This is a genomic window from Microbacterium sp. NPDC055455, from assembly GCF_053619935.1.
The window spans coordinates 759,335-780,839 of record NZ_JBSHLB010000001.1 but is presented as its reverse complement, the minus strand read 5'-3'; the positions used below and the strand labels follow the sequence as shown (position 1 = coordinate 780,839).

Below are 21,505 nucleotides of genomic sequence, written 5' to 3'. Positions count from 1 at the left end.
CTCCGCGATAATGGGCGGGTGACGGACACGAATCCCACCCCGCTCGAACTCCCCGGCTGGCGCCACGTCTACTCGGGCAAAGTGCGGGACCTGTACGTCCCCGGCGACGCGGCCGAGGGCGCGCCCGCCGGGCGCATGCTCGTCGTCGCCAGCGACCGCGTCAGCGCCTTCGACCATGTGCTCTCGCCCGGCATCCCCGGCAAGGGGACGCTGCTGACCACGCTCAGCCTGTGGTGGTTCGACCGCCTCGCGGGAGCGGACGGCGGGCGCGGCATCCCGAACCATCTCGCGGCCTCGCACACGCTCACGCTCGGCGGCGACGGCGAGGCGAACACGCGCGACGACCTGCAGAACCTCATCCCGGATGCCGTCATCGGCCGGGCCATGGTCGTGAAGAGCCTCGACATGCTGCCCATCGAGTGCGTGGTGCGGGGCTACCTCACCGGGTCGGGCTGGGCCGAGTACCGCGAGAGCGGCACGGTGTGCGGCATCGCGCTCCCGGACGGGCTGTCCAACGGCGACCGGCTGCCGGAGCCGATCTACACCCCCGCCTACAAGGCCCCCTTGGGCGAGCACGACGAGAACATCTCGTTCGAGCGCACCGTCGAGCTCGTCGGGGGCGAGCGCGCGAGCGAGCTGCGCGACCTGTCGCTCGAGATCTACGCGCGCGCCGCCGCGACCGCCGAGGCGCACGGCGTGATCCTCGCCGACACGAAGTTCGAGTTCGGCCTCGACGAGAACGGCGTGCTGACCCTCGCCGACGAGGTGCTCACGAGCGACTCGTCGCGGTACTGGGATGCCGAGACCTGGGCGGCGGGCACCACGCCCGCGGAGCGCATGGCGAGCTTCGACAAGCAGATCGTGCGCGACTGGCTCGCCGCGAACTGGGCGCCGCCGCGCGACGGTGAGCCGCCGGCTCTGCCGGCCGACATCGTCGAGCGCACCGCCGACCGCTACCGCGAGCTTCTCGAGCGCCTCACCGCCGCCTGACGCCCGGCGCGGCATCCGCCCGTCACGCGTTCTTCATCGCCTTCAGCCGCGCCAGCAGCGTCGGACCGGTCCGATCGAGCATCGATCCGCCGATGAGGATGCCGCCGATCAGGACCGCCGTCCCCAGCACGAGGCCGACCGCGCATGCGATCCAGCTGAGCGCCGCGTCGTCGGTGAAGAACCCGATGATCCCGAGGATGCCGGCGGGCGCCGACAGCGCGACGGCGATCAGCCAGATGCCGAAGAACGCCATGCCCTGCAGGAACGTGGTGCCGGGCACCCGCTTGAACGGGTTGTCGCCGGATGCCGCGACCGGCACGACGAGCTGCGCCGACGTGAGCGCACAGACGCCGTAGCAGGTGAAGAGGATGCCGACCGACATGCCCAGGATGCCCGGGAACCGGCTCCACTCGCCCGAGAAGACGAAGGGGATGATCGCGGCGAGCAGCACGAGCGGCAGGGCGACCGCCGCAGCGGCGAGGCTGCGCCCCAGCCGGTCCGCCCGGCCCGGCGCGCCGGTGGCGAGCTCGGTCCCGAACGCGGTGCCGTCGTACGAGATGTCGGCGTACACGACGATGCCGATCACGATCGCGATGATCGGGCCCGAGAACGACAGCGCCACGAGCGGCTCGCCGTCACGGGCGTAGAACCACAGCAGCACCGGCACCAGGGGCGCCCCGACCAGCTGGCGGAGGTAGCGGGGGTCGCGCGTCCAGTACGTCAGCGCCCGCGCGAAGACGGCACCCGCGGCGCCGGTCGGCACGCGGCCGAACCATCCGATCGATCCCGCGCGCACCGCGGCGGCCGACGTGTGCCGCGGGCGGACCAGCGAGCGGCCGAGAGCTGCGCGCCACAGCAGCCACAGCAGCCCGAGCGTCGCGAGGGCGATCAGCAGCCGGGCGCCCGCGCCGGCGGGGTCGCCCGCCGCGGCGGCGGCCGGCACGGCCCACGCCGCGCCGAGCGGCGTCCAGCCGAGGATCGGCACCAGCTCGGCGAGCGTGTCGGCGTTCACCGCGAACCCGGTCGCCACACCGGCGATGATGGGTCCCGCGAGGATCAGCGGGATGAGGATGACGGTGCCCGACACCTCCCGGAAGCGCCGCCCGCTCCCGAGCCCGGCCGCGAGGGTCGCGACCGCGCGCGACGCGACCACGGCCGTGAGGACCGCGACCGGCGTGCTCACGATCCACGCGGCGACGGCCGCCGGCCAGTGCGCCCAGGTCGCGACCGTCGCAACCGCTGCCACCGAGGTGATGATGCCCGGGATGCCGGTGACCGCCGCCACCGCCAGCGCGACCATCATGCGCGACAGCGACATGGGGAACACCACCAGGCGGTCGGGGTCGAGCGTCGTGTCGACGCCGAAGGCGAGGAGGGGGATCAGCGCCCACCCGAGGGTCACGAGCGATCCGGCGCCCACGATGACGGCGGAGGCCGGCGCGAGACCCGCGAACCCGAGCAGCACCAGTCCGACGACGATGGCCACCAGCAGTCCGAGTCCGTACAACGCGCCGAAGACGAAGCCGACGAGCTGCCAGGGGCTGCGCCCGAGCTGGTTGCCCAGCACGCGGAAGCGCAGCCTCAGGAGCGTCGCAACCATTCCGGCCCTTCCGTGTGGCGCCGCCCGCCGACGAGCTCGACGAAGCGGTCCTGGAGCGACTGCCCCGCCCGCACGTCCTCGACGCTTCCGGCCACGAGGAGGCGGCCGGCGGCGACGATCGCCACGTGGTCGCACATGCGCTGCACGAGGTCCATGGAGTGGCTCGAGATGATGACCGTTCCGCCACCGGCGACGTACCCGGTGAGGATGTCCTGGATGTTGGCCGCCGAGACGGGATCGACGGACTCGAACGGCTCGTCCAGGACCAGGAGGCGCGGAGCGTGGACGAGGGCGCAGGCGAGCGCGATCTTCTTGGTCATGCCCGCCGAGTAGTCGACGACCATCGTGCCCGCGGCATCCGTCATGTCCATCAGCGCCAGCAGATCGGCGGTGCGCTGCGCGATCTCGTCGTGCGGCAGGCCGAACAGGAGCCCGTTGTAAGTGACGAGCTGCTCGCCGGTCAGGCGGTCGAAGAGCTTCACGCCGTCGGCGAGGTTGCCGAGCATGCGCTTGGCCGCGACCGGCTGCTGCCACACGTCCACGCCGTGCACGATCGCCCGGCCGGCGTCGGGCGCGAGGAGGCCGGTCGCCATCGAGAGGGTCGTCGTCTTGCCCGCGCCGTTGGGCCCGACCAGCCCGTAGAACGACCCCGTCGGCACTCGCAGGCTCAGGTCGGCGACCGCGACCTTCTGCCCGAAGCGCTTGTGGAGCCCGACGAGCTCGAGGGCCGCGGTGTCCTCACCCGGGGTGGAGACGCGGTCGGCCGCGGGGGTCTCGGACGCGCGTGCGGAGGTGTCGGCGGGCGGGCCCGCGGGCGCGGGGGGATTCGCGGGATCGCTCACGTGTCTCCGTCGTTCGGCAGGGCGGGCGCCGGTGCGCGCCGGGCAGGATCCAGCCTCTCGGATGCCACGCCCCCGGGCAACTCGCGGCGCCGGGCCGCTCGTGCGCGAGGCGGGTCATCCCCGCCGCTATCGTGATCCTCGCACCATCCCCCGAGCGCAAGGAGCGCGCATGCCTTTGTGGACCCTGCACGGCAACGGCCGTACCGTCGAACCCGGCACGGTCGTGAAGCCCGACGAGAGGCTGAACTGGCCCGCCACCGTCGCGATCGGCGCGCAGCACGTCATCGCGATGTTCGGCGCCACGTTCCTGGTGCCGGTGCTGACGGGCTTCCCCGTCTCGACGACGCTGCTCTTCTCGGGCCTCGGCACGCTGCTGTTCCTCCTCGTCACGAAGAACCGGCTCCCCAGCTACCTCGGGTCCTCGTTCGCGTTCATCGCGCCGGTGACCGCCGCGACCGCGTCGCAGGGCATGGGATCGGCCCTCGCCGGCATCGTCGCGGTCGGCGTCCTGCTCGCCGCCGTCGGCTTCGTCGTGCAGTTCGCGGGTCTGCGATGGATCGAGAGGCTCATGCCGCCGGTCGTCGCCGGTGCCATCGTCGCCCTCATCGGCTTCAACCTCGCGCCGGTCGCGTGGGACAGCTACCAGCAGGCCCCCGTCACGGCGACCATCACGCTCGTCGCCGTCATCCTGTTCAGCGTGCTGTTCCGCGGCTTCCTCGGTCGCATCTCGATCTTCCTCGGCGTGATCGTCGGCTATCTCGTCGCGCTCGTGCGCGGCGAGGTCGACTTCACGGCCGTGAACGACCTCGTCGCCGAGGGACAGTGGGTCGGTCTCCCGGTCTTCCACTTCCCCACGTTCGGCTCGCCGGGCACCTGGAGCGTCATCGCGATGTTCCTGCCGGTCGTCCTCGTGCTCATCGCCGAGAACGTCGGTCACGTGCGCGGCGTCGCGACGATGACCGACGCCTCCGTCAACCGGTACACCGGCCGGGCGCTCATCGCCGACGGCGCGGCCACCGTGCTCGCGGGCACCTTCGGCGGCTCTGGCACCACGACCTACGGCGAGAACATCGGAGTCATGGCCGCGACGCGCGTGTACTCGACGGCCGCGTACTGGGTGGCCGGCATCTTCGCCGTCCTGCTGTCGCTCTCGCCCGTCGTCGGAGCGGTGTTCAACTCGATCCCGGCGGGTGTGCTCGGCGGCGTCACGACCGCGCTCTACGGTCTCATCGGCATCATCGGCATCAAGATCTGGGTCGACAACCGCGTGGACTTCTCGCGCCCGGTGAACCAGTACACCGGAGCCGTGGCCCTCGTGATCGCGATCGCCGGCTTCACCATGCAGTGGGGCGAGTTCCAGCTCGGCGCCATCGTCATCGGCGCGGCGGCAGCGCTGCTGATCTACCACGTGGGCAACGCCATCGCCCGCTGGCGCCGGACCGGTGCCGACGACGGCGGCCCGATCCCCGCGGTCGGCCAGCTCGGCGGCGACCCCCAGTAGCCCGACGTTGCCTGCCGCCACCCCGGAGCCGGGAGGGCGCCGGGTGGCGGCATCCGTCGTCCAAGTCCCGGTTTGGGGCGCACCGCGGACGGTTGGGGCGTGTCGCGCACGCCCCGAGCGGTCGCGCGACGCCCCAAACCGTGGAGACGTCTGGGAATGAACGCCGGATGCCGGGGGTTCTCATTCGTGTGAATACACAGGCCGAACGTCTCGCCGCCGACACCGCCATGGGGCCCGTCACGCTGCTCGTCGGCGACCTCGACGGCATGACCGCGTTCTACCGCGACGTCATCACCCTGCAGGTGCTCGCCGCGGACGGCGACGAGGTCGTGCTCGGACGCGCGGGCCGGGCGGTGGTGGTGCTGAAGCACGAGCCGGCCCTCCGTCACGCGACCCCGGGCTCGGCGGGCCTGTTCCACACCGCGATCCTCTTCGAGACGCAGGAGGCCCTCGCCGCCGCGCTCTACAGCGTCGCCCGCCACGCACCGCACACCTTCACCGGCTCGGCCGATCACCTCGTCAGCCAGGCGTTCTATCTCACCGACCCGGAGGGCAACGGAATCGAGCTGTACTGGGACCGGGCCCGCACCGAGTGGTCGTGGACCCACGGTCAGATCGAGATGGCGACCCTGTACCTCGACCCGAACGCGTTCCTCCAGGAGCACCTCACGGAGCGCGCTGCGAGCGGCGCGACGGCACAGGAGGCCGCATCCGTCGGTCATGTGCACCTCTCGGTGGGCGACGTCGCGACCGCCCGGGCGTTCTACGTCGACGCGCTCGGCTTCGACGAGACGGCGGGTCTGGGCGACCAGGCGCTGTTCGTCAGCGCGGGCGGCTACCACCATCACATGGCGATGAACGTGTGGAACTCGCGCGGCGCCGGACCGCGGATGCCGGCCCTCGGCCTCGGCCGCGTGGACCTGACTCTGCCCGACGCCGACGCCCTCGGCGCGCTCGGCGAGCGCCTGCGGCACCATGGCCTCGACGTGCGCGACGACGGACGCACCGTGTCGTTCGACGACCCGTGGCGCAACCTGCTCCACGCGACGGTGCCCGGCCGAGGCTGACGCCGCCGACGCCGGCCCGCGACGCCGCGGACCGCGGAGCCGCTACACGGACTCCCGGACGACGAGCTCCGTCTCGAGGATCGTGACGTGACGCGGATGCCTCCCCGCGAGGAGGTCGATGAGCACCGAGGCCATGCGCTCCCCCTGCTGGAACGACGGCTGGCGCACCGTGGTCAGCTGCGGATTCACCGATGTCGCGACCGGGGAGTCGTCGAAGCCCATGATCGCGATGTCCTGGGGCACCCGGATGCCCGCCTGCGCGAGGACGGTGAGGACGCCTCGGGCCATGAGATCGCTCGCGACGAACACGGCGTCGGGCTGGGCGCCCGAGGCGAGGATGCGTCGCATCGCATCGGCGCCGCCGTCGGCCGTGAAGTTGCCGTCCTCCACCGCGACCTCGTCGAGACTCCATGCCGCCAGCGCCTCGCGGTACCCCTGCAGCCGGTCGACGCCGGCCGGCATGTCGCGGGGACCGGTGATCGTCGCGATCCGACGGCGCCCGCTCTCGATCAGGTAGACGGTCGCGTCGTAGGCGCCGCGCACGTTGTCGACGTCGACGTAGTAGTCGCGCTCCCGCTCGCGCACGGGCCGGCCGCCGTAGACGACCGGGACGACGCTGGCGATGCGGTCGATGAAGGTGTCGCTGGTGTGGTGCGAGACCACGATGGCGCCGTCCACCGCCCCGCTGCGCACGTAGCTCGTCGTCTTGTCGCCGGGGTCGTCGCTCGCGATGAAGAGGTTGAGCACGTAGTCCGAGCGGCTCAGGCGCGAGTTGATGCCCGACACGATGGCAGCGAAGAACGGGTCGCCGAAGAAGCGGGTCGTGTCTTCGGGGACGATGAGCGCGACGGCGTGCGTCTTCTGGCTGGCGAGGGAGCGTGCCGCGCGGTTGGGGACGTAGTTGAGCTCGGCGATCGCCCGCTGGACGGACTCCAGCGCCTCGGGGCTGACGGCGGTCGAGCCGTTGACGACGCGCGACACGGTCGAACGCGACACCCCCGCCGCAGCGGCGACCTCCTCGATCGTGACCGCCGATCGCATGGTCTCGGTACCCATCGTGTCCCTCCTCCCGGATGCTACGGCACGCTGTGGACATCGGCGACGCGGCGACGTCGCGCGCCCCCGAGTGTTACGACGCGACGGGCGCGGCCTCGGCGTACTCCGGCGCGAGCGCGCGGGCGGCGATGATGCGGCGGTACTCCCGCGCGCTGTCCTTCGGCGTGCGCTCCTGCGTGTCGTAGTCCACGCGCACGATGCCGAAGCGCTTCTCGTACCCCCACGCCCACTCGAAGTTGTCCAGGAGCGACCAGTAGAAGTACCCCCGCACATCGACGCCGGCCTCGGCCGCATCGAGGGTCGCACCCAGGTGCGCGCGGAGGAACTCCACCCGGTCGGCGTCGTGGACGCGCTTCTCGCCGTCCTCGATGACGAGCTCGTCGTCGTAGGCCGCACCGTTCTCGGTGACGTAGAGCACCGTGCCGGCCGGCTCGGCGTACTCGTCCCACACGCGGCGAAGCAGGGTGGTCAGGCCGTCGGGCTGGACCTCCCACTGCATCGGCGTGCGGGGAAGCCCGCGCTCGTGCCAGAAGATGCCCTCGTGCGACGGGAACGGCGAGCGACCGGGACGGTCGGTCGGCGCGTCTCCGCCGATCGGCGGGTCCACGGGCGCGCGACCTCCCACGTACTCGCCGTGGTAGTAGTTGACGCCGAGCGTGTCGAGGGGCGTCGCGATCGCCTCCAGGTCTCCCGGACGCACGGCGGCCTCCCAGGCGGCGACGGCCGCGGCATCCACCGTCCGGATGTCCTCGACGATGTCGGCCGGGTACTGGGCCCGGAAGATCGGGTCGAGGAACCAGCGGTTGAACTGGCCGTCGATGCGGCGCGCGGCGTCGAGGTCGGCGGGGTCGCCGGCGTCCACGGGGTCTGCCACCGTGAGGTTCAGCGTGATGCCGAGCTGCAGCGACTCGTCGCGCGCACGGAGCTCGCGCACGGCCTGTCCGTGGCCGAGCAGCAGGTGGTGCGCGGCGAGCACACCCTCCTCGACGCTGTAGTGGCCGGGCGCGTGCAGGCCCGCCGTGTAGCTGAGGAACGACGAGCACCACGGCTCGTTGAGCGTCGTCCACACGTCGACCCGGTCACCGAGCGCGTCGTGCATGTCCAGCGCATACTCGGTGAACCGGTCCGCGGTGTCGCGGTTCGCCCAGCCGCCCTTCTCCTGCAGAGCCTGCGGCAGGTCCCAGTGGTACAGCGTCAGCCACGGGAGGATGTCCGCCCCGAGCAGCTCGTCCACCAGGCGCTTGTAGAAGTCGACGCCCTTCTCGTTGACTTCGCCGCCGTCCGGCCGCACGCGCGACCACGACGTCGAGAAGCGGTACGTCTGCAGGCCGAGGTGCTTCATCAGTGCGACGTCATCGGGGTACCGGTGATAGTGGTCGCACGCCACGTCGCCGTTGTCGGCGTTGATGACCGCGCCCGGCACCCGGCAGAACGCGTCCCAGATCGAGTCGCGGCGGCCGTCCTCGTGGGCGGCGCCCTCGATCTGGAAGGCTGCGGTCGCGGCGCCGAACAGGAAGTTCTGGGGGAAGGCGCGCGGGGTCGGGGTCGTCATGAGGGGAAGGTCCTCTCTGGGGGCGTTGATAACAGGATGTCGGGGCGGGTGGGCGGGCGGAAACCCTAGCCCTTGACGGCGCCGGCCATGATGCCGCTGACCAGCTGCTTGCCGGCGACGGCGAACAGCAGCAGGAGCGGGATGGTCGACAGCAGCACACCGGCGAGCACGATGGAGTAGTCGACGAAGTAGTTCGACTGCAGGAGCGAGAGGGCGACCGGAAGGGTGGGGTTCTGCCGGTCGAGCACGATGAACGGCCAGAAGAAGTTGTTCCAGGCGCCGACGAAGGTGAACAGGAACAGCATCGCCGCCGCCGGCCGCGCCGCGGTGACGCCGACGGTCCAGAACGTGCGGATCATCGACGCGCCGTCCACGCGCGCCGCCTCGATGAGCTCGTCGGGGACCGCCTGCTGCAGGTACTGCGTCATCCAGAAGACGCCGAAGGCGCTCGTGACCGCGGGGATGATGATCGCGCCGATCTGGCCGGTCCATCCGAGGTCCGCGAACAGGATGTACAGCGGCACGACGCCGAGCTGCATCGGCACCGCCATCGTCGCGACCACGAAGATGAGCAGGCCCTTGCTCCCGGGGAAGCGGAGCTTCGCGAACGCCCAGCCCGCCAGCGTCGAGGTGAGGACGACGGATGCCGCGATCAGCGTCGAGCTGTAGATCGAGTTCCACAGCGCGGGCCAGAAGTTCACCGCCGGGTCGCCGACGACGGATGCCGCGTTGGCCAGGAAGTTGCCGCCGGGGATCCACGACATGTTCGGGTCGTTGATGGTGGAGGCGTCGCCCGATCCGATGAGGAACGACCAGTAGTAGGGGAACACGGCGGCGAGCACGACGACGCCCAGTCCGGCGTAGACCCAGAAGCCCGGCCGGTAGCCGCGGATCTTCGTGGTGCGCTGGCGGCGGCCGCCGCGGGGCTCGTCGGGGCTCGCGATGCGCTGCTCAGCCAGCGCGATGGGAGGAGTGGTGCTCACCGGCCCAGTCCCTTCTTGTTCTTGCGCGTGACCCCGCGGCCGCCCTCGTCGGCCACCAGCCGACGGGTGACCAGGAGGTTGATGAGGCCGATGACGAGGATGATGAGGAACAGGATCCACGCCAGGGCCGCGGCGCGGCCGAAGTTCCACTCGCGCCAGCCGATGTTGTAGAGGAACAGCGTGATCGTCAGCCACTGCTGCGCCGGGCCGCCCTCGCCGGTGTTGTCGTACATGCGCGGCTCGTCGAAGATCTGCAGGCCGCCGATCGTCGAGGTGATGATCACGAAGATGAGGGTCGCCCGCAGCGACGGGACGGTGATGCTCCAGAACTGGCGGAACGCGCCGGCGCCGTCGACGGTGGCGGCCTCGTAGTAGTCGCGCGGGATCGCCTGCATCGCTGCGAGGAGGATCAGCGCGTTGTAGCCGGTCCAGCGGAAGTTCACCATCGTCGCGATGGCGACGTGGCTCCAGAACGGGTCCTTGTGCCACATGATCGGCTGGAGGCCGAGGTCGGTGAGGATGTTGTTCACCAGGCCGTGGTTGTCGCCGAACATGTTGCTGAAGATGAGCGCGACGGCGACGGGGGCCATGACGTAGGGCAGCAGCACGCTCATGCGCCAGAACGTCTTGGCGCGGATGTTGCGGTCGAGCATCGCCGCGATGAAGACCGCGAGGACGAGCTGCGGGATCGTGGACAGCAGGAAGATGCTGAACGTGTTGCGCAGCGCGGTCCAGAACTGCGGGTTGGAGAGGATCCAGACGTACTGGTCGAATCCGACGAACTCACCGGAGTTGCGGACGAGGTCCCACTCCTGGAACGAGATGACCGCGGTGTAGACGATCGGGAAGGCGCCGACGATCGCGAACAGGATGAAGAACGGCGAGATGTACAGGTAGGGCGAGACCTTCAGGTCCCAGCGGCTCAGCCGCTGGCCGAAGGTCAGCCGGCGCACGCGCTTCTCCTTCGGAGGCTGCGGGGGCGTCGCCTCCGGCGCGTGCGGGCGCGTGTCGGTTGCAGTCACGGGTTGCTCCAGGGCTCTGCGGACGGTGTGGGGGCGAGGTCGGTGCGTGCGGGCCCGGGGGGTCGCCCGCACGCACCGGCCTTCTCAGAAGGCCTCGACCTCAGCGACCCACGTGTTCCAGGAGGTCTCCTGGTCCTCGAGGCCGTCGAAGACGCGGTTGACCGCGTTCTGCAGCGCGTCGTGGTACTTGAAGTAGTCCGCGTCCTTGAACGGGGCGACCGTGACCGCCTCGGCACGGGCCGAGAGGATCTCGCCGGTGGGCGCCTCGTTGAAGAAGGCGTTCGTGGCGTCGGCGAGCTCGGAGCTCTCGAGCGCGTCGAGCTGGCTCGGGAAGGTGCCCGCGTTGGCGAATGCCTTCATCTGCTGCTCGGGAGCGGTGAGCCAGTCGGCCAGCGCGAGCGCCGCCTCGACGTTCTCGCCGTCGGCGGGGACGGTCAGGTACGACCCGCCCCAGTTGCCGCCGCCGTTGGGGAAGACGTCCGCGATGTCCCAGCCGGTGACGTCGGGCGCGTTGCCCTCGATCACGCCGAGCATCCAGCCCGGGCACAGCATGGCGGCGAACTCGCCGTTGGCCATCGAGGCGAACCAGTCGTCGGACCACTGGCCCGAGTACGCGGAGTTGGGAACGGCGCGCTCGACGACGAGGTTGTACGCGTCCTGCACCTCGGGGTTCTCGGTCGCGATGACCGTGCCGTCCTCTTCGGTGTAGGTGTACTCGATCTGGTTCACGATGCCCTGGAGCACCGAGTTGGCCGAGTCGATCATCGGCTTGCCGGTGGCCGCCTTGTACTGGTCGGCGACGTCGAGGAAGTGCTCCCAGTCGCCGTCGAAGAGACCGGCCACGCCCTCGCGGTCGCTGGGGAGTCCCGCCGCGGCGAACAGGTCGGAGCGGTAGCAGATGCCCTGCGGGCCGATGTCGGTGCCGAATCCGACCAGACGGCCGTCGGCGTCGGTAGCGGCGGCCTCCTTCCAGTCGAGCCAGCGGCCCTTGACACTGTCGGGGGCCTCGGCGAGGAGGTCGGAGTACTGCATCGCCTCGGCGAACCAGTCGATCTCGACCGCCTCGATGTCGGCCAGGCCGCCCTTGCCGAGCTTGGCGAAGTAGTTCGCGCGGGCGTCGCCGGACTCGGCGGCGCGGTTGTGGACGATCTTCACGTTCGGGTTCTCGTCCATGTACTCCTGGAGGAGTTCATCGGTGTAGCCGAAGTCGTTGAAGGTGGCCACGGTCAGCGTGACCTCGCCGTCCTCGCCGCCGGCCTCGTCGTTGCTGCCGCCGGCGCAGCCGGCGAGGACGATGGCCGAGGCCGAGAATGCGGCGATTGCCACAGCGCTTCTGCGGAAGGCGCGTGCGTTCACTGTCACTCCTTTGTGTTGTCAGGTGGTGTGTTGCAGGACCGGCCAGGGCGGGTCCCGTGGCCGAGGTGATGTCATGGGAGCGTTCCCACCGATCGAGAGGAAACGCTATGGGATCGCTCTCACGAAGTCAAGGGAGCGCTCCCACGGACGGATCACGGTTCGGTCACGGCGGATTCCAGATGCAGGGAAACGACCGATGCGGCGGCCCGTAGACTGGAGGCGACCCCTGCCCGCGACATCCGGCGTTCCGACTCCTCGCTGCGCTCGTCGCCCACGACCGATAGCTGCGGCCCCCGGCCGCCAGGAGGATCCCGATGCCCACGATCGTCGTCGACGTCATGCCCAAGGCCGAACTGCTGGACCCGCAGGGCAAGGCCGTCTCGGGCGCCTTCTCGCGACTCGGGATCAGCGATTTCAGCGCCGTGCGCATCGGCAAGCGCTTCGAGCTCACGGTCGACGGCGAGGTCACCGACGAGGTGCTCGCCGAGGCGAAGCGGGTCGCGGACGAGATCCTCTCGAACTCGGTGATCGAGGACGTCGTCGGCGTCGAGGTGGTCGAATGACCGCCCGCGTCGGGGTCATCACCTTCCCCGGCTCGCTCGACGACCGCGACGCGCAGCGCGCCATCCGCGTCGCCGGCGCCGAGCCGGTCGCGCTGTGGCACGGCTCGCACGACCTCGACGGCGTCGACGCGCTCGTGCTCCCCGGCGGCTTCAGCTACGGCGACTACCTGCGCGCCGGGGCCATCGCGGCCCTCGCCCCCATCATGTCGGAGGTGAAGGATGCCGCGGCCAAGGGAATGCCCATCCTCGGCATCTGCAACGGCTTCCAGATGCTCGTCGAGGCGCACCTGCTGCCGGGCGGCCTGATCCGCAACGCACACCAGCAGTTCATCCGCCGGGACCAGCGCCTGCGCGTCGAGAACAACGACACCGCCTGGACGAGCGACTTCGCGACCGGCCAGGAGATCGTCATCCCGCTGAAGAACGCCGACGGCGGCTACATCGCGTCCGACTCCGAGCTCGACCGCCTCGAGGGCGAGGGCCTGGTGGCGTTCCGCTACCTCGGCGTGAACCCGAACGGGTCGCTGCGCGACATCGCCGGGCTCACCAACGAGCACGGCAACGTCGTGGGGCTCATGCCCCACCCCGAGCACGCCGTCGAGCCGGGGTTCGGCCCCGACACCTCGGCGGCCATGCGCTCCGGCGTGGACGGCCTGGCGTTCTTCACCTCGGCGATCGCCGCGGTGGTGGGCGCCGCCGCCTGAGCGGCGGCATCCGTTCTCAGACTGTTCCGGCCGGCGGCCAGACGCCGATGATGAGCGCCATGACGACGATCGTCACGAGCTCGTGCGCGATGTTCAGCACCGTGAGACTGGTCGGCCGCCCCTCGAAGGCGTCGTGCGTGATGAAGCGGGCGGCGGTGAATCCCGCCCACAGGATCACCCCCGTCGCCAGCGCCGCCCACAGATAGCTGCCGCCGTAGAAGTGCCAGGCGATCGACGACGCGCCCGCCAGCACCCACGCGGTCACGAAGCTCACGATCACCGTCACGACGATCGGCACCACCGCGCTGGCGCCCGGCCGGTCCATGTCGACGTCTGCGAGCTTCGACCACCGTGTGCCGAACACCTTCGGCGTGTACCAGATCGTTCCGACGACCATGCTCGACGCCGTCGCGATCAGCACCGCCCAGTAGTTGATCTCGGGAACCATGTCGGCCTCCTCCCCCTGTTCGACGCGAGCGTATCGCCGGCGTGCCGCGCCGGGCGCGCACCTCGCCGGTAGCGTGGACAGGGTGACCAGTGGCATCCGGAACCTCATCGTCAGCGTCCCCACCGAGCAGCTCGCCGCAGACCTCGGCGACCTACCCGAGGGGGTCGAGCTGGTCGTGTGGCCGATGGACGCCGCCGCCCCGCGAGACCGCTTCGACATCGTCGTCCCCCCGTACATGTCGATGGCGCGGGTGCTGGAGCGGCTGGAGGGCGTCGACGTCGGGCTGGTGCAGGGCCAGTCGATCGGCTACGACGGCGTGGCGGACATCCTTCCGGACGGGCTGCCGTTCGCCAACGCCGCCTCGGTGCACGAGACCTCGACAGCGGAGCTGGCGGTCGGCCTCGCCCTCGCCGCCCAGCGGCACATCGACGCGTTCGCCGTCGACACGGCCGCCGGGCGCTGGCAGCCGGTGTTCGCCGACAGCCTCGCCGACCGCCGCGTGCTGCTGCTCGGCTATGGCGGCGTCGGCAAGGCCGTCGCGGCACGTCTCGAGCCGTTCGAGGTCGAGCTGACCCCCGTCGCGTCACGGGCGCGAGAGGAGGACGGCGTCGCGGTGCACGGCATCGACGAGCTGCCGACGCTGCTCCCCCGCGCCGAGATCGTGGTCCTCACGCTGCCCGGCGGCGAGGCGACGCAGGGCCTCGTGGACGACGCGTTCCTGTCGGCGCTGCCCGACGGCGCGCTCATCGTCAACGTCGGCCGGGGCACGCTCGTCGACACCGACGCCCTCGTCGACCATGTGCGCCGCGGCAGGATCCGCGCCGCGCTGGACGTCACCGATCCCGAGCCGCTCCCCGCGGATCACCCGCTGTGGGGCCTTCCCGGGGTGCTCATCAGCCCCCACGTGGGCGGGGCATCCAGCGCCATGCGCCCCCGCGTCGCGAAGCTGGTGCGCACGCAGATCGAGCGCCTCGTCGCCGGCGAGCCCCCGCTCAACGTCGTACTGGGAGACTGACGGCCTGTCTTCGTTCACGCGCCCGGGCGCACCAAACCCGTCTCGTAGGCGGCGACGACGGCCTGGACGCGGTCGCGCACCCCGAGCTTGGCCAGGAGCCGCGTGACGTGGGCCTTGACGGTCGCCTCGCTGAGGTGGAGCTCGCCGCCGATCTCGAGGTTGGACCGGCCGCGCGCGATGAGTAGCAACGCGAGGGTCGAACGTCCCTTCTCTCGGTCGGGGCATTGGGGTATGACCGAGGGAAGGGACGGTGATGGCGGATGAAGAACGACTCGGGATCGAAGCGCGCGGCCACGGTGGAGCGTCTGGACGCCGCCACCTGCTGGGCGTACGTGCAGGGGGCCAAGCTCGGCCGGCTCGCCGTCGTGAACGCCGACGGCTCGCCGGACATCTTCCCCGTGAACCATCTGGCCCACGAGGGGGCGATCTACTTCCGCACGGCGCGGGACTCCAAGCTGCTGCACATCGCCCATCACCCGCTCGTCGCCTTCGAGGTCGACGGCGAGGCCGACGAGCACTACTGGAGCGTCGTCATCCGGGGGCGCGCGGAGCGGGTGACCCGCGACGACCAGATCCGCGACAGCGGGGTGCGCACGCTCGTGTCGTGGAGCCCGACCGCCAAGTTCTTCGTCGTCAAGGTCACCGCGAACGCCGTGACGGGTCGGCGCTTCCCCGTGCACGCGGGTCGCAGCGGACGGCTGCTGGCCTTCGAGGGCGACCCCTCCCTCCCGGCCGCTGCCGATGCCCAGCGATCGGTGCGGGGCGACCGGCCCGAGCCGATCCCGCACTTCGGGCCGCGCCCGGGGGGCGACCACGGCCCGCCCGCCCCCGACGCGGGCCAGGACCGCTGACCGCGCGGGCGAAGACCCGTCCGAAGGTCAGGCGGTGAACACCGTGTGGACGTCGCCGACCACGGCGCGTCCGCCGAGCGCGGTGAGCTCCATCAGCACCGCGGTGCCGACGACGACGCCGCCGAGCGAGGCCACGAGTTCGTGCGCGGCGACCAGCGTCCCTCCGGTGGCCAGCACGTCGTCCACCAGCAGGACGCGCGCACGGTCGGCGATGTCGCCGTGCGCCTCGATCGTGGCGCTGCCGTACTCGAGGTCATAGGAGACGGATGCCGCCGGCAGCGGCAGCTTGCCCGCTTTGCGGATCGGCACCAGACCAACGCCGGCCTCCATCGCGACGGCACCCGCCAGCAGGAACCCTCGCGCCTCGACGCCCGCGACCACGTCGAACGACCCCTCGAAGGGCGCGATCATCGCGTGGATGACGGTGCGCAGGGCCGAGGCATCCGCCAGCAGCGGCGTGATGTCGCGGAACAGCACCCCCGGCTCGGGGTAGTCGGGGACGCTCCGGATCAGGGACTCGGCGCGGACGAGGGCTTCAGACGGCACCCGTTCACCCTACGCCGCGTGCCCGGGTGCCGAGGGAGGCGGCTGTGTAAGCGCTTGCAGTACACTGGCCCGATGACTTCCGCAGATACCGAAGAGCGAACGGATGCGTTCCTCGCCGCCGTGGGCGGCGAGTGGTGGCGCACCGCCGTCATCTACCAGATCTACCCCCGCTCCTTCGCCGACGCGTCCGGCGACGGCATCGGCGACCTCCCGGGTGTCACGTCGCACCTCGACGATCTGCAGGACCTCGGCGTCGACGCCATCTGGCTGAGCCCGTTCCAGCGCTCTCCGCAGAAGGACGCCGGCTACGACGTCAGCGACTACTGCGACGTCGACCCCCTGTTCGGCACGCTGGCGGACTTCGACGCCATGCTCGCCGGCGCGCACGCCCGCGGCATCCGTGTCATCGTCGATCTGGTCCCCAATCACTCCTCCGACCAGCACGAATGGTTCCAGCAGGCGCTCCACGCGGCGCCGCACAGCGCCGAGCGCGCGCGCTACATGTTCCGCGACGGCCAGGGCGAGAACGGCGAGCTCCCGCCGAACAACTGGGAGTCGGTCTTCGGCGGCCCCGCCTGGACGCGCGTCATCGAGGCCGACGGCAAGCCGGGCCAGTGGTACCTCCACCTCTTCGACTCGTCGCAGCCCGACTTCGACTGGTCGAACGAGGAGGTGCGCGAGGAGTTCCGCCGCATCCTGCGCTTCTGGCTCGACCGCGGCGTCGACGGCTTCCGTGTGGACGTCGCCCACGGACTCGTCAAGGCCGAGGGTCTCCCGGACTACATCCCCGACCCCGAGGCCGGCTCGATGGGCGGCGAAGAGGAGAACGTGCCCTACTGGGGCCAGGACGCCGTGCACGAGGTCTACCGCGACTGGCGCAAGATCCTCGAGGAGTACCAGGGCGACCGGGCCCTCGCCGCCGAGGCGTGGCTGCCGACCGCCGAGCGCACCGCGCAGTGGGTGCGCCCCGACGAGATGCACCAGGCCTTCAACTTCCCCTACCTCTCGACCGAGTGGAACGCCGCGGACCTGCGCAAGGTCATCGACGTCTCGCTGCGGGCCTTCCCGGGCGTCGGCGCTCCGAGCACGTGGGTGCTGTCGAACCACGACGTCGTGCGCCACGCGTCGCGCCTCGCGCTGACCGCCGAGAACCCGCAGGGTCACGGCATCGGCCCCGAGTCCCCCGGCCAGCCGATCCCCGAGGTCGGCCTCGCCCGCGCCCGCGCCGCGACGACGCTCATGCTCGCGCTGCCCGGCTCGGCCTACCTGTACCAGGGCGAGGAGCTCGGCCTCCCCGAGGTCATCGACATCCCCGGGCACGCGCGCCAGGACCCGACGTGGTTCCGCACGAACGGCGAGCGGTACGGCCGTGACGGCTGTCGCGTTCCGATCCCGTGGACCGCGGATGCCCCGGCCTACGGTTTCAACGCCACGGGCGCGTCGTGGCTGCCCCAGCCCGCCGAGTGGGCACATCTCGCCCGCGACCGGCAGTCCGGCGTCGAGGGCTCGACCCTCGAGCTCTACCGGACGCTCCTCGCCGAGCGCCGCGCGCGCTCGCTCGGCGCCGGCTCGCTCGAGTGGATCGACGGCTACGGCGACGACGTGCTGGCGTTCCGCAACGGCGGGGTCACCGTCGTCGCGAACACCGGCTCCACGCCGATCGCGATGCCGCCGGGTATCGTGATCGCGTCGAGCGGCCCCGTCGTGGGAGACCGGATCCCCGCCGACACCACCGTCTGGGTGACAGGCGACTGAGATCCGCGCACCCGGGCGTCGGGCGGGGTCAGCCCCCGCCTGACGGCCCGGGCGGAGCGGAAGCCGGCGCGGCACGAGCCCCGCGACCGGCAGCAAGGAGGACGACGTGGTCAGCATCGACGAGGTCGCCCGCGCGGCGGGCGTCTCGACGGCGACGGTCTCGCGCGCCCTCAGCGGGCGCGGCCACGTCTCGGCGGGCGCGAAGGCCAAGGTCGAGGCGGCCGCGAAGAGTCTCGGCTACGTCGTCTCGGCGTCGGCGTCCAGCCTCGCCTCGGGCCGCACGCGCAACATCGGCGTCCTGGTGCCGTTCCTGGACCGCTGGTTCTTCTCCACGGTGCTGAGCGGCATCGCCTCGGCCCTCATGCGACGCGGCTACGACATCACGCTGTACAGCCTCACGGCGGACCGCGACGAGCGGCACGACATCTTCGAGACCTTCCTGCGCCGCCAGCGCGTCGACGGCGTGATCGCGATCTCACTGGAGCTCGGCAAGGAGGAGACCGAGCGCCTCGTCGAGCTCGACCTGCCGGTCATCGCGATCGGCGGACCGAACCCGCTCCTGACCACGCTCACCGTCGACGACGTCGCGGTCGCGCGCCTGGCGACCGAGCACCTGCTGGCGCTCGGGCACCGCGAGATCGCGCACATCGGCGCCAGCCCCGAGTTCGACGTCGACTTCCACATCCCGACGCAGCGGCGGCAGGGCTTCGAGCAGGCGCTGGCGGATGCCGGCATCCCGGTGAAGCCGTCCCTGTACGAGCCCGCGGACTTCACGATCGAAGGCGGCTTCCGCGCCGCCAAGCAGCTGCTGGGCAAGCCCGGCGGGCGACCGACGGCGATCTTCGCGGCATCCGACGAGATGGCCATCGGGGCGCTGCTGGCCGCGCGCGACCTCGGCTACCGCGTGCCCGAGGACCTGTCGGTCATCGGCATCGACGGCCACGAGCTCGGCGAGTTCTTCCGCCTCACCACGGTCGATCAGTTCCCCCTCGGCCAGGGTGAGCGCGCCGCCGAAGCGATCCTCGCCGCGCTGGAGCGGACCGAGACCGGAACCCCGGCCCACCGGCCTGGCGAGCTGCCGTACGAGCTCATCGTCCGCGGCTCGACCGCGCGCCTGCCCGGCTGACGCGGGCGACGGTCCTCGGGCGGCGCGGATAGGCTCGACGCCATGACCATCGACCTCGAGGCCCTCTACATCGACCTGCACCGGCATCCGGAACTGTCGTTCCAGGAGACGCGGACGGCCGGTGTCGTCACCCAGCACCTCGCGGACCTCGGCATCGAGTTCGAAGAGGGGATCGGCAAGACCGGCGTGGTCGCGTCGATCGTCAACGGCGACGGACCCGTCGTGTGGCTGCGCGCCGACATGGACGCCCTCCCCGTCCCCGAGCAGACCGGCCTCGAGTACGCCAGCACCGCGCGCGGAACCGACCCCGCCGGCAACGACGTTCCCGTCATGCACGCGTGCGGCCACGACATGCACGTCACCGCGCTCCTCGGCGCCCTGGAGCGCCTGGTCGCCACGAAGGACGAGTGGTCGGGGACGATCGTCGCCGTCTTCCAGCCGGCCGAGGAGTACGGCGCCGGCTCACAGGCCATGATCGCCGACGGCGTGCTCGACCGATTCCCGAAGCCCGACATCGTGCTCGGCCAGCACGTCACCCCGCTCCCGGCGGGCACGATCGGCGTGCGCAGCGGCACCCAGATGGCGGCATCCGACGGGCTCACCGTGACGCTCCTCGGCCGCGGCGGGCACGGATCGCGACCGCACTCGACGATCGACCCCGTCGTCATGGCGGCGGCCACGGTGATGCGCCTGCAGACGATCGTGTCGCGCGAGGTCGACCCGCGCGACGTCGCGGTGGTGACGGTGGGATCCATCCACGCGGGCCTGAAGAACAACATCATCCCCGCCGAGGCGAAGCTCGAGCTGAGCCTGCGCTACCCCGACGACGAGGCTCGCGCCCGCGTGCTCGAGAAGGTGGAGCGCGTCGTGCGCGCCGAGGCGCAGGCATCCGGTGCGGAGCAGCCGCCCACGATCGTCGTCGACCACTCGCTGCCCCCCACGATCAACGACGTGCACGCCACGGCCCGCCTCGTGCTGGCCTTCGACGCCGCGTTCGGCGAGGGCACGGTCATCGACCCGGGCATGTTCACCGGCAGCGAGGACGTCTCGTGGTTCGCGCGCGAGGCCGGCGTGCCGCTGGTGTTCTGGTTCTGGGGCGGCGTCGACCCGGCCGCGTTCGCCGCGGCGCAGGCCGCCGGCACGATCGAGCGCGACATCCCGACGAACCACTCGCCGTTCTTCGCCCCCGTGCTGCAGCCGACGCTGAGCCGCGGCGTGGAGGCGCTCGTCGTCGCCGCCCGCGAGTTCCTGGAGTCGCCCGCCCGCTGATCGAGTAACCGCGATCTCGTCGAGTGACCACGTCCTCGGCGCCGACAGCGTGGTCACTCGACGAGGACGCGGTTACTCGGCGGCCAGAGACCCCGGCAGCTCGCGGGCGTCGACCAGCCGCTGGCCCGAGACGACGCCCGGCAGCCCGCGCGGACCGAGCCGCGTGAACACGAGCAGCACCGACGCGATGACGAACACCACTTCGACGAGCCCCCACGCCCCCGGGAGCGCCGCGAGCACGAGGTAGCCGCCGATGCCGCCGAGGAACCGCAGGAAGCGGGCGAGCCCCACCGGCAGCTCACCGCCCGTGAAGCGCAGCTGCACGGCGTGATCGCCGACGGTGCGGCCGGTGGCGAGAGTCACCACCAGCCACACCGCGATCGTCGCCGCGTTGCCCACGGCGGCGGCGGCGCCGTCGCGCACGGCCGACTGCGCGCCGAGGAGCGCGAGCGCCAGCTGCACGGCGACCACCGTCGAGAGGTTCAGCACCCAGGCGGCGACGGCGTCGCAGACCATGCCCAGGAGCCGCCGGCCCCGGGTCACCGGCTGGGGCTCGTCGGCGTCCGGGAGCCGCGCGGATCCGCGCCACCGACGGGGCACGGCGAGGGCCAGCAGCGAGCCGATCACTGCGCCGAGCGTGTTCATCAGCAGGTCGTCGACGTCGAACACGCGGTAGGCGCACGGGTACAGACCCCAGACACCGGTGAGCTGCGTGAGCTCGACGAACGCGGACAGCGCGAAGCCGGCGACCAGGGCAGCGCCCACTCCGCGCCCGCCGAACACCCGGAGGATGACGCCGAGGGGCACGAAGAGCACGACGTTGAGCAGCAGCTGCCGCACGGCCGGGTCGGCGGCCGCGCCGCCGCCCCGCCGGGCGATCGCGTCGCGCAGCTCGCCGGCGAGCGTCGTGGGGTCGAGGTCGACGCCGCCGCAGCGGATCGCGTCGGGGTCGGGCAGCGGCAGCAGCGTGTACGTCCAGATCGCCATGACGTAGACGAGAGCGGCCGCCCACAGCAGGAACCTGCCGACGCCGAACCCGCCGCGCCGCCGGTAGCTCAGCGCCACGAACGGGACGAACAGCAGCACGCCGACGACCACACCGAGCGTGATCGCGAGCACGCCGAGGCGGATCTGCTCGTCCACGCATCGAGTGTCGCAGAGCGCGTCGGATGCCTCGCGGGCAGGCGTATGGATTCCGTGAGGATCGGCGGCCCGCCCCACCCGCGCGAGTAGCTTCTCCCGCTGTGACGAACGAACTC

20 protein-coding genes and 1 pseudogene are annotated in these 21,505 nt (G+C 71.4%); 10 read left to right on the top strand and 11 right to left on the bottom strand.

Features of this window, described 5'->3' with window-relative positions:
- Nucleotides 1-18 precede the first annotated feature (18 nt).
- On the top strand, nt 19-990 hold the full coding sequence (locus ACWGUG_RS03475; RefSeq protein ID WP_378879471.1) for a phosphoribosylaminoimidazolesuccinocarboxamide synthase: 972 nt from the start codon (nt 19-21) through the stop codon (nt 988-990).
- Nucleotides 991-1,012: 22 nt separating this feature from the next.
- Here the strand turns inward: ACWGUG_RS03475 and ACWGUG_RS03470 are convergent, their stop codons facing one another.
- On the bottom strand, nt 1,013-2,590 hold the full coding sequence (locus ACWGUG_RS03470) for a hypothetical protein (protein ID WP_378879469.1): 1,578 nt from the start codon (nt 2,588-2,590) through the stop codon (nt 1,013-1,015).
- Nucleotides 2,572-3,432 carry an ABC transporter ATP-binding protein gene (locus ACWGUG_RS03465; RefSeq protein ID WP_378879466.1) on the bottom strand — a complete coding sequence of 287 codons (861 nt, stop codon included), beginning with the start codon at nt 3,430-3,432 and terminating at the stop codon, nt 2,572-2,574. The genes ACWGUG_RS03470 and ACWGUG_RS03465 overlap by 19 nt, the downstream gene beginning before the upstream one ends.
- Nucleotides 3,433-3,601: 169 nt before the next feature.
- Here ACWGUG_RS03465 and ACWGUG_RS03460 point away from each other — a divergent pair, with 169 nt between their 5' ends.
- Nucleotides 3,602-4,933 carry a uracil-xanthine permease family protein gene (locus tag ACWGUG_RS03460; protein ID WP_378879463.1) on the top strand — a complete coding sequence of 444 codons (1,332 nt, stop codon included), beginning with the start codon at nt 3,602-3,604 and terminating at the stop codon, nt 4,931-4,933.
- A gap of 167 nt (nt 4,934-5,100) precedes the next feature.
- Nucleotides 5,101-6,000, top strand: coding sequence for a VOC family protein (locus tag ACWGUG_RS03455; RefSeq protein ID WP_452323831.1), 900 nt, complete (start codon nt 5,101-5,103; stop codon nt 5,998-6,000).
- A gap of 42 nt (nt 6,001-6,042) precedes the next feature.
- Here the strand turns inward: ACWGUG_RS03455 and ACWGUG_RS03450 are convergent, their stop codons facing one another.
- The 5 genes from ACWGUG_RS03450 to ACWGUG_RS03430 all read right to left on the bottom strand — a co-directional run bounded on the left by ACWGUG_RS03450 (nt 6,043) and on the right by ACWGUG_RS03430 (nt 11,969).
- Nucleotides 6,043-7,056 carry a LacI family DNA-binding transcriptional regulator gene (locus ACWGUG_RS03450; protein ID WP_378879457.1) on the bottom strand — a complete coding sequence of 338 codons (1,014 nt, stop codon included), beginning with the start codon at nt 7,054-7,056 and terminating at the stop codon, nt 6,043-6,045.
- 73 nt (nt 7,057-7,129) lie between these two features.
- A complete protein-coding gene (locus ACWGUG_RS03445; RefSeq protein WP_452323830.1) occupies nt 7,130-8,608 on the bottom strand; it encodes a glycoside hydrolase family 1 protein in 1,479 nt (492 codons plus the stop codon).
- Between the two features lie 65 nt (nt 8,609-8,673).
- Nucleotides 8,674-9,591 carry a carbohydrate ABC transporter permease gene (locus ACWGUG_RS03440; RefSeq protein WP_378879451.1) on the bottom strand — a complete coding sequence of 306 codons (918 nt, stop codon included), beginning with the start codon at nt 9,589-9,591 and terminating at the stop codon, nt 8,674-8,676.
- Nucleotides 9,588-10,613 carry a carbohydrate ABC transporter permease gene (locus ACWGUG_RS03435; RefSeq protein WP_378879448.1) on the bottom strand — a complete coding sequence of 342 codons (1,026 nt, stop codon included), beginning with the start codon at nt 10,611-10,613 and terminating at the stop codon, nt 9,588-9,590. Before ACWGUG_RS03435 ends, ACWGUG_RS03440 begins: the two co-directional genes overlap by 4 nt.
- Before the next feature lie 84 nt (nt 10,614-10,697).
- Nucleotides 10,698-11,969 carry an ABC transporter substrate-binding protein gene (locus ACWGUG_RS03430; protein WP_336393923.1) on the bottom strand — a complete coding sequence of 424 codons (1,272 nt, stop codon included), beginning with the start codon at nt 11,967-11,969 and terminating at the stop codon, nt 10,698-10,700.
- Between the two features lie 314 nt (nt 11,970-12,283).
- Here ACWGUG_RS03430 and purS point away from each other — a divergent pair, with 314 nt between their 5' ends.
- Together purS and purQ are read left to right on the top strand one after the other, a co-directional pair.
- Nucleotides 12,284-12,532 (top strand): phosphoribosylformylglycinamidine synthase subunit PurS, encoded by a 249-nt coding sequence (gene purS, locus ACWGUG_RS03425; protein WP_336393924.1) that lies wholly within the window; start codon nt 12,284-12,286, stop codon nt 12,530-12,532.
- Nucleotides 12,529-13,236 (top strand): phosphoribosylformylglycinamidine synthase subunit PurQ, encoded by a 708-nt coding sequence (purQ, locus tag ACWGUG_RS03420; protein ID WP_336393925.1) that lies wholly within the window; start codon nt 12,529-12,531, stop codon nt 13,234-13,236. Before purS ends, purQ begins: the two co-directional genes overlap by 4 nt.
- A 16-nt stretch (nt 13,237-13,252) precedes the next feature.
- Here the strand turns inward: purQ and ACWGUG_RS03415 are convergent, their stop codons facing one another.
- Nucleotides 13,253-13,684 carry a DUF1761 domain-containing protein gene (locus ACWGUG_RS03415; RefSeq protein ID WP_378879443.1) on the bottom strand — a complete coding sequence of 144 codons (432 nt, stop codon included), beginning with the start codon at nt 13,682-13,684 and terminating at the stop codon, nt 13,253-13,255.
- 82 nt (nt 13,685-13,766) lie between these two features.
- Here ACWGUG_RS03415 and ACWGUG_RS03410 point away from each other — a divergent pair, with 82 nt between their 5' ends.
- Nucleotides 13,767-14,699, top strand: a complete 933-nt coding sequence (locus tag ACWGUG_RS03410; protein ID WP_452323829.1) for a 2-hydroxyacid dehydrogenase — start codon at nt 13,767-13,769, stop codon at nt 14,697-14,699.
- Between the two features lie 14 nt (nt 14,700-14,713).
- Here ACWGUG_RS03410 and ACWGUG_RS03405 read toward each other — a convergent pair.
- Nucleotides 14,714-14,887: pseudogene (locus tag ACWGUG_RS03405) on the bottom strand (response regulator transcription factor); the annotation flags it as partial.
- A gap of 72 nt (nt 14,888-14,959) precedes the next feature.
- Here ACWGUG_RS03405 and ACWGUG_RS03400 point away from each other — a divergent pair.
- Nucleotides 14,960-15,550 carry a pyridoxamine 5'-phosphate oxidase family protein gene (locus ACWGUG_RS03400; RefSeq protein ID WP_336393931.1) on the top strand — a complete coding sequence of 197 codons (591 nt, stop codon included), beginning with the start codon at nt 14,960-14,962 and terminating at the stop codon, nt 15,548-15,550.
- Between the two features lie 27 nt (nt 15,551-15,577).
- Here ACWGUG_RS03400 and ACWGUG_RS03395 read toward each other — a convergent pair whose 3' ends face one another.
- On the bottom strand, nt 15,578-16,096 hold the full coding sequence (locus ACWGUG_RS03395; RefSeq protein ID WP_336393932.1) for an adenine phosphoribosyltransferase: 519 nt from the start codon (nt 16,094-16,096) through the stop codon (nt 15,578-15,580).
- 72 nt (nt 16,097-16,168) lie between these two features.
- Between ACWGUG_RS03395 and ACWGUG_RS03390 the strand changes: the two genes are divergently transcribed.
- The 3 genes from ACWGUG_RS03390 (at nt 16,169) to ACWGUG_RS03380 (ending at nt 20,246) form a co-directional block, all read left to right on the top strand.
- Nucleotides 16,169-17,851, top strand: coding sequence for a glycoside hydrolase family 13 protein (locus ACWGUG_RS03390; RefSeq protein ID WP_452323828.1), 1,683 nt, complete (start codon nt 16,169-16,171; stop codon nt 17,849-17,851).
- A gap of 106 nt (nt 17,852-17,957) precedes the next feature.
- Nucleotides 17,958-18,977, top strand: coding sequence for a LacI family DNA-binding transcriptional regulator (locus tag ACWGUG_RS03385; RefSeq protein ID WP_452323827.1), 1,020 nt, complete (start codon nt 17,958-17,960; stop codon nt 18,975-18,977).
- A 42-nt stretch (nt 18,978-19,019) separates the two neighbouring features.
- Nucleotides 19,020-20,246: an amidohydrolase gene (locus tag ACWGUG_RS03380; RefSeq protein ID WP_336393935.1), complete on the top strand. Its 1,227-nt coding sequence runs from the start codon at nt 19,020-19,022 to the stop codon at nt 20,244-20,246.
- Between the two features lie 72 nt (nt 20,247-20,318).
- Here ACWGUG_RS03380 and ACWGUG_RS03375 read toward each other — a convergent pair whose 3' ends face one another.
- Entirely contained in the window at nt 20,319-21,389 is a 1,071-nt protein-coding gene (locus ACWGUG_RS03375) for a VanZ family protein (protein ID WP_452323826.1), read from the bottom strand.
- Nucleotides 21,390-21,505: the final 116 nt, after the last annotated feature.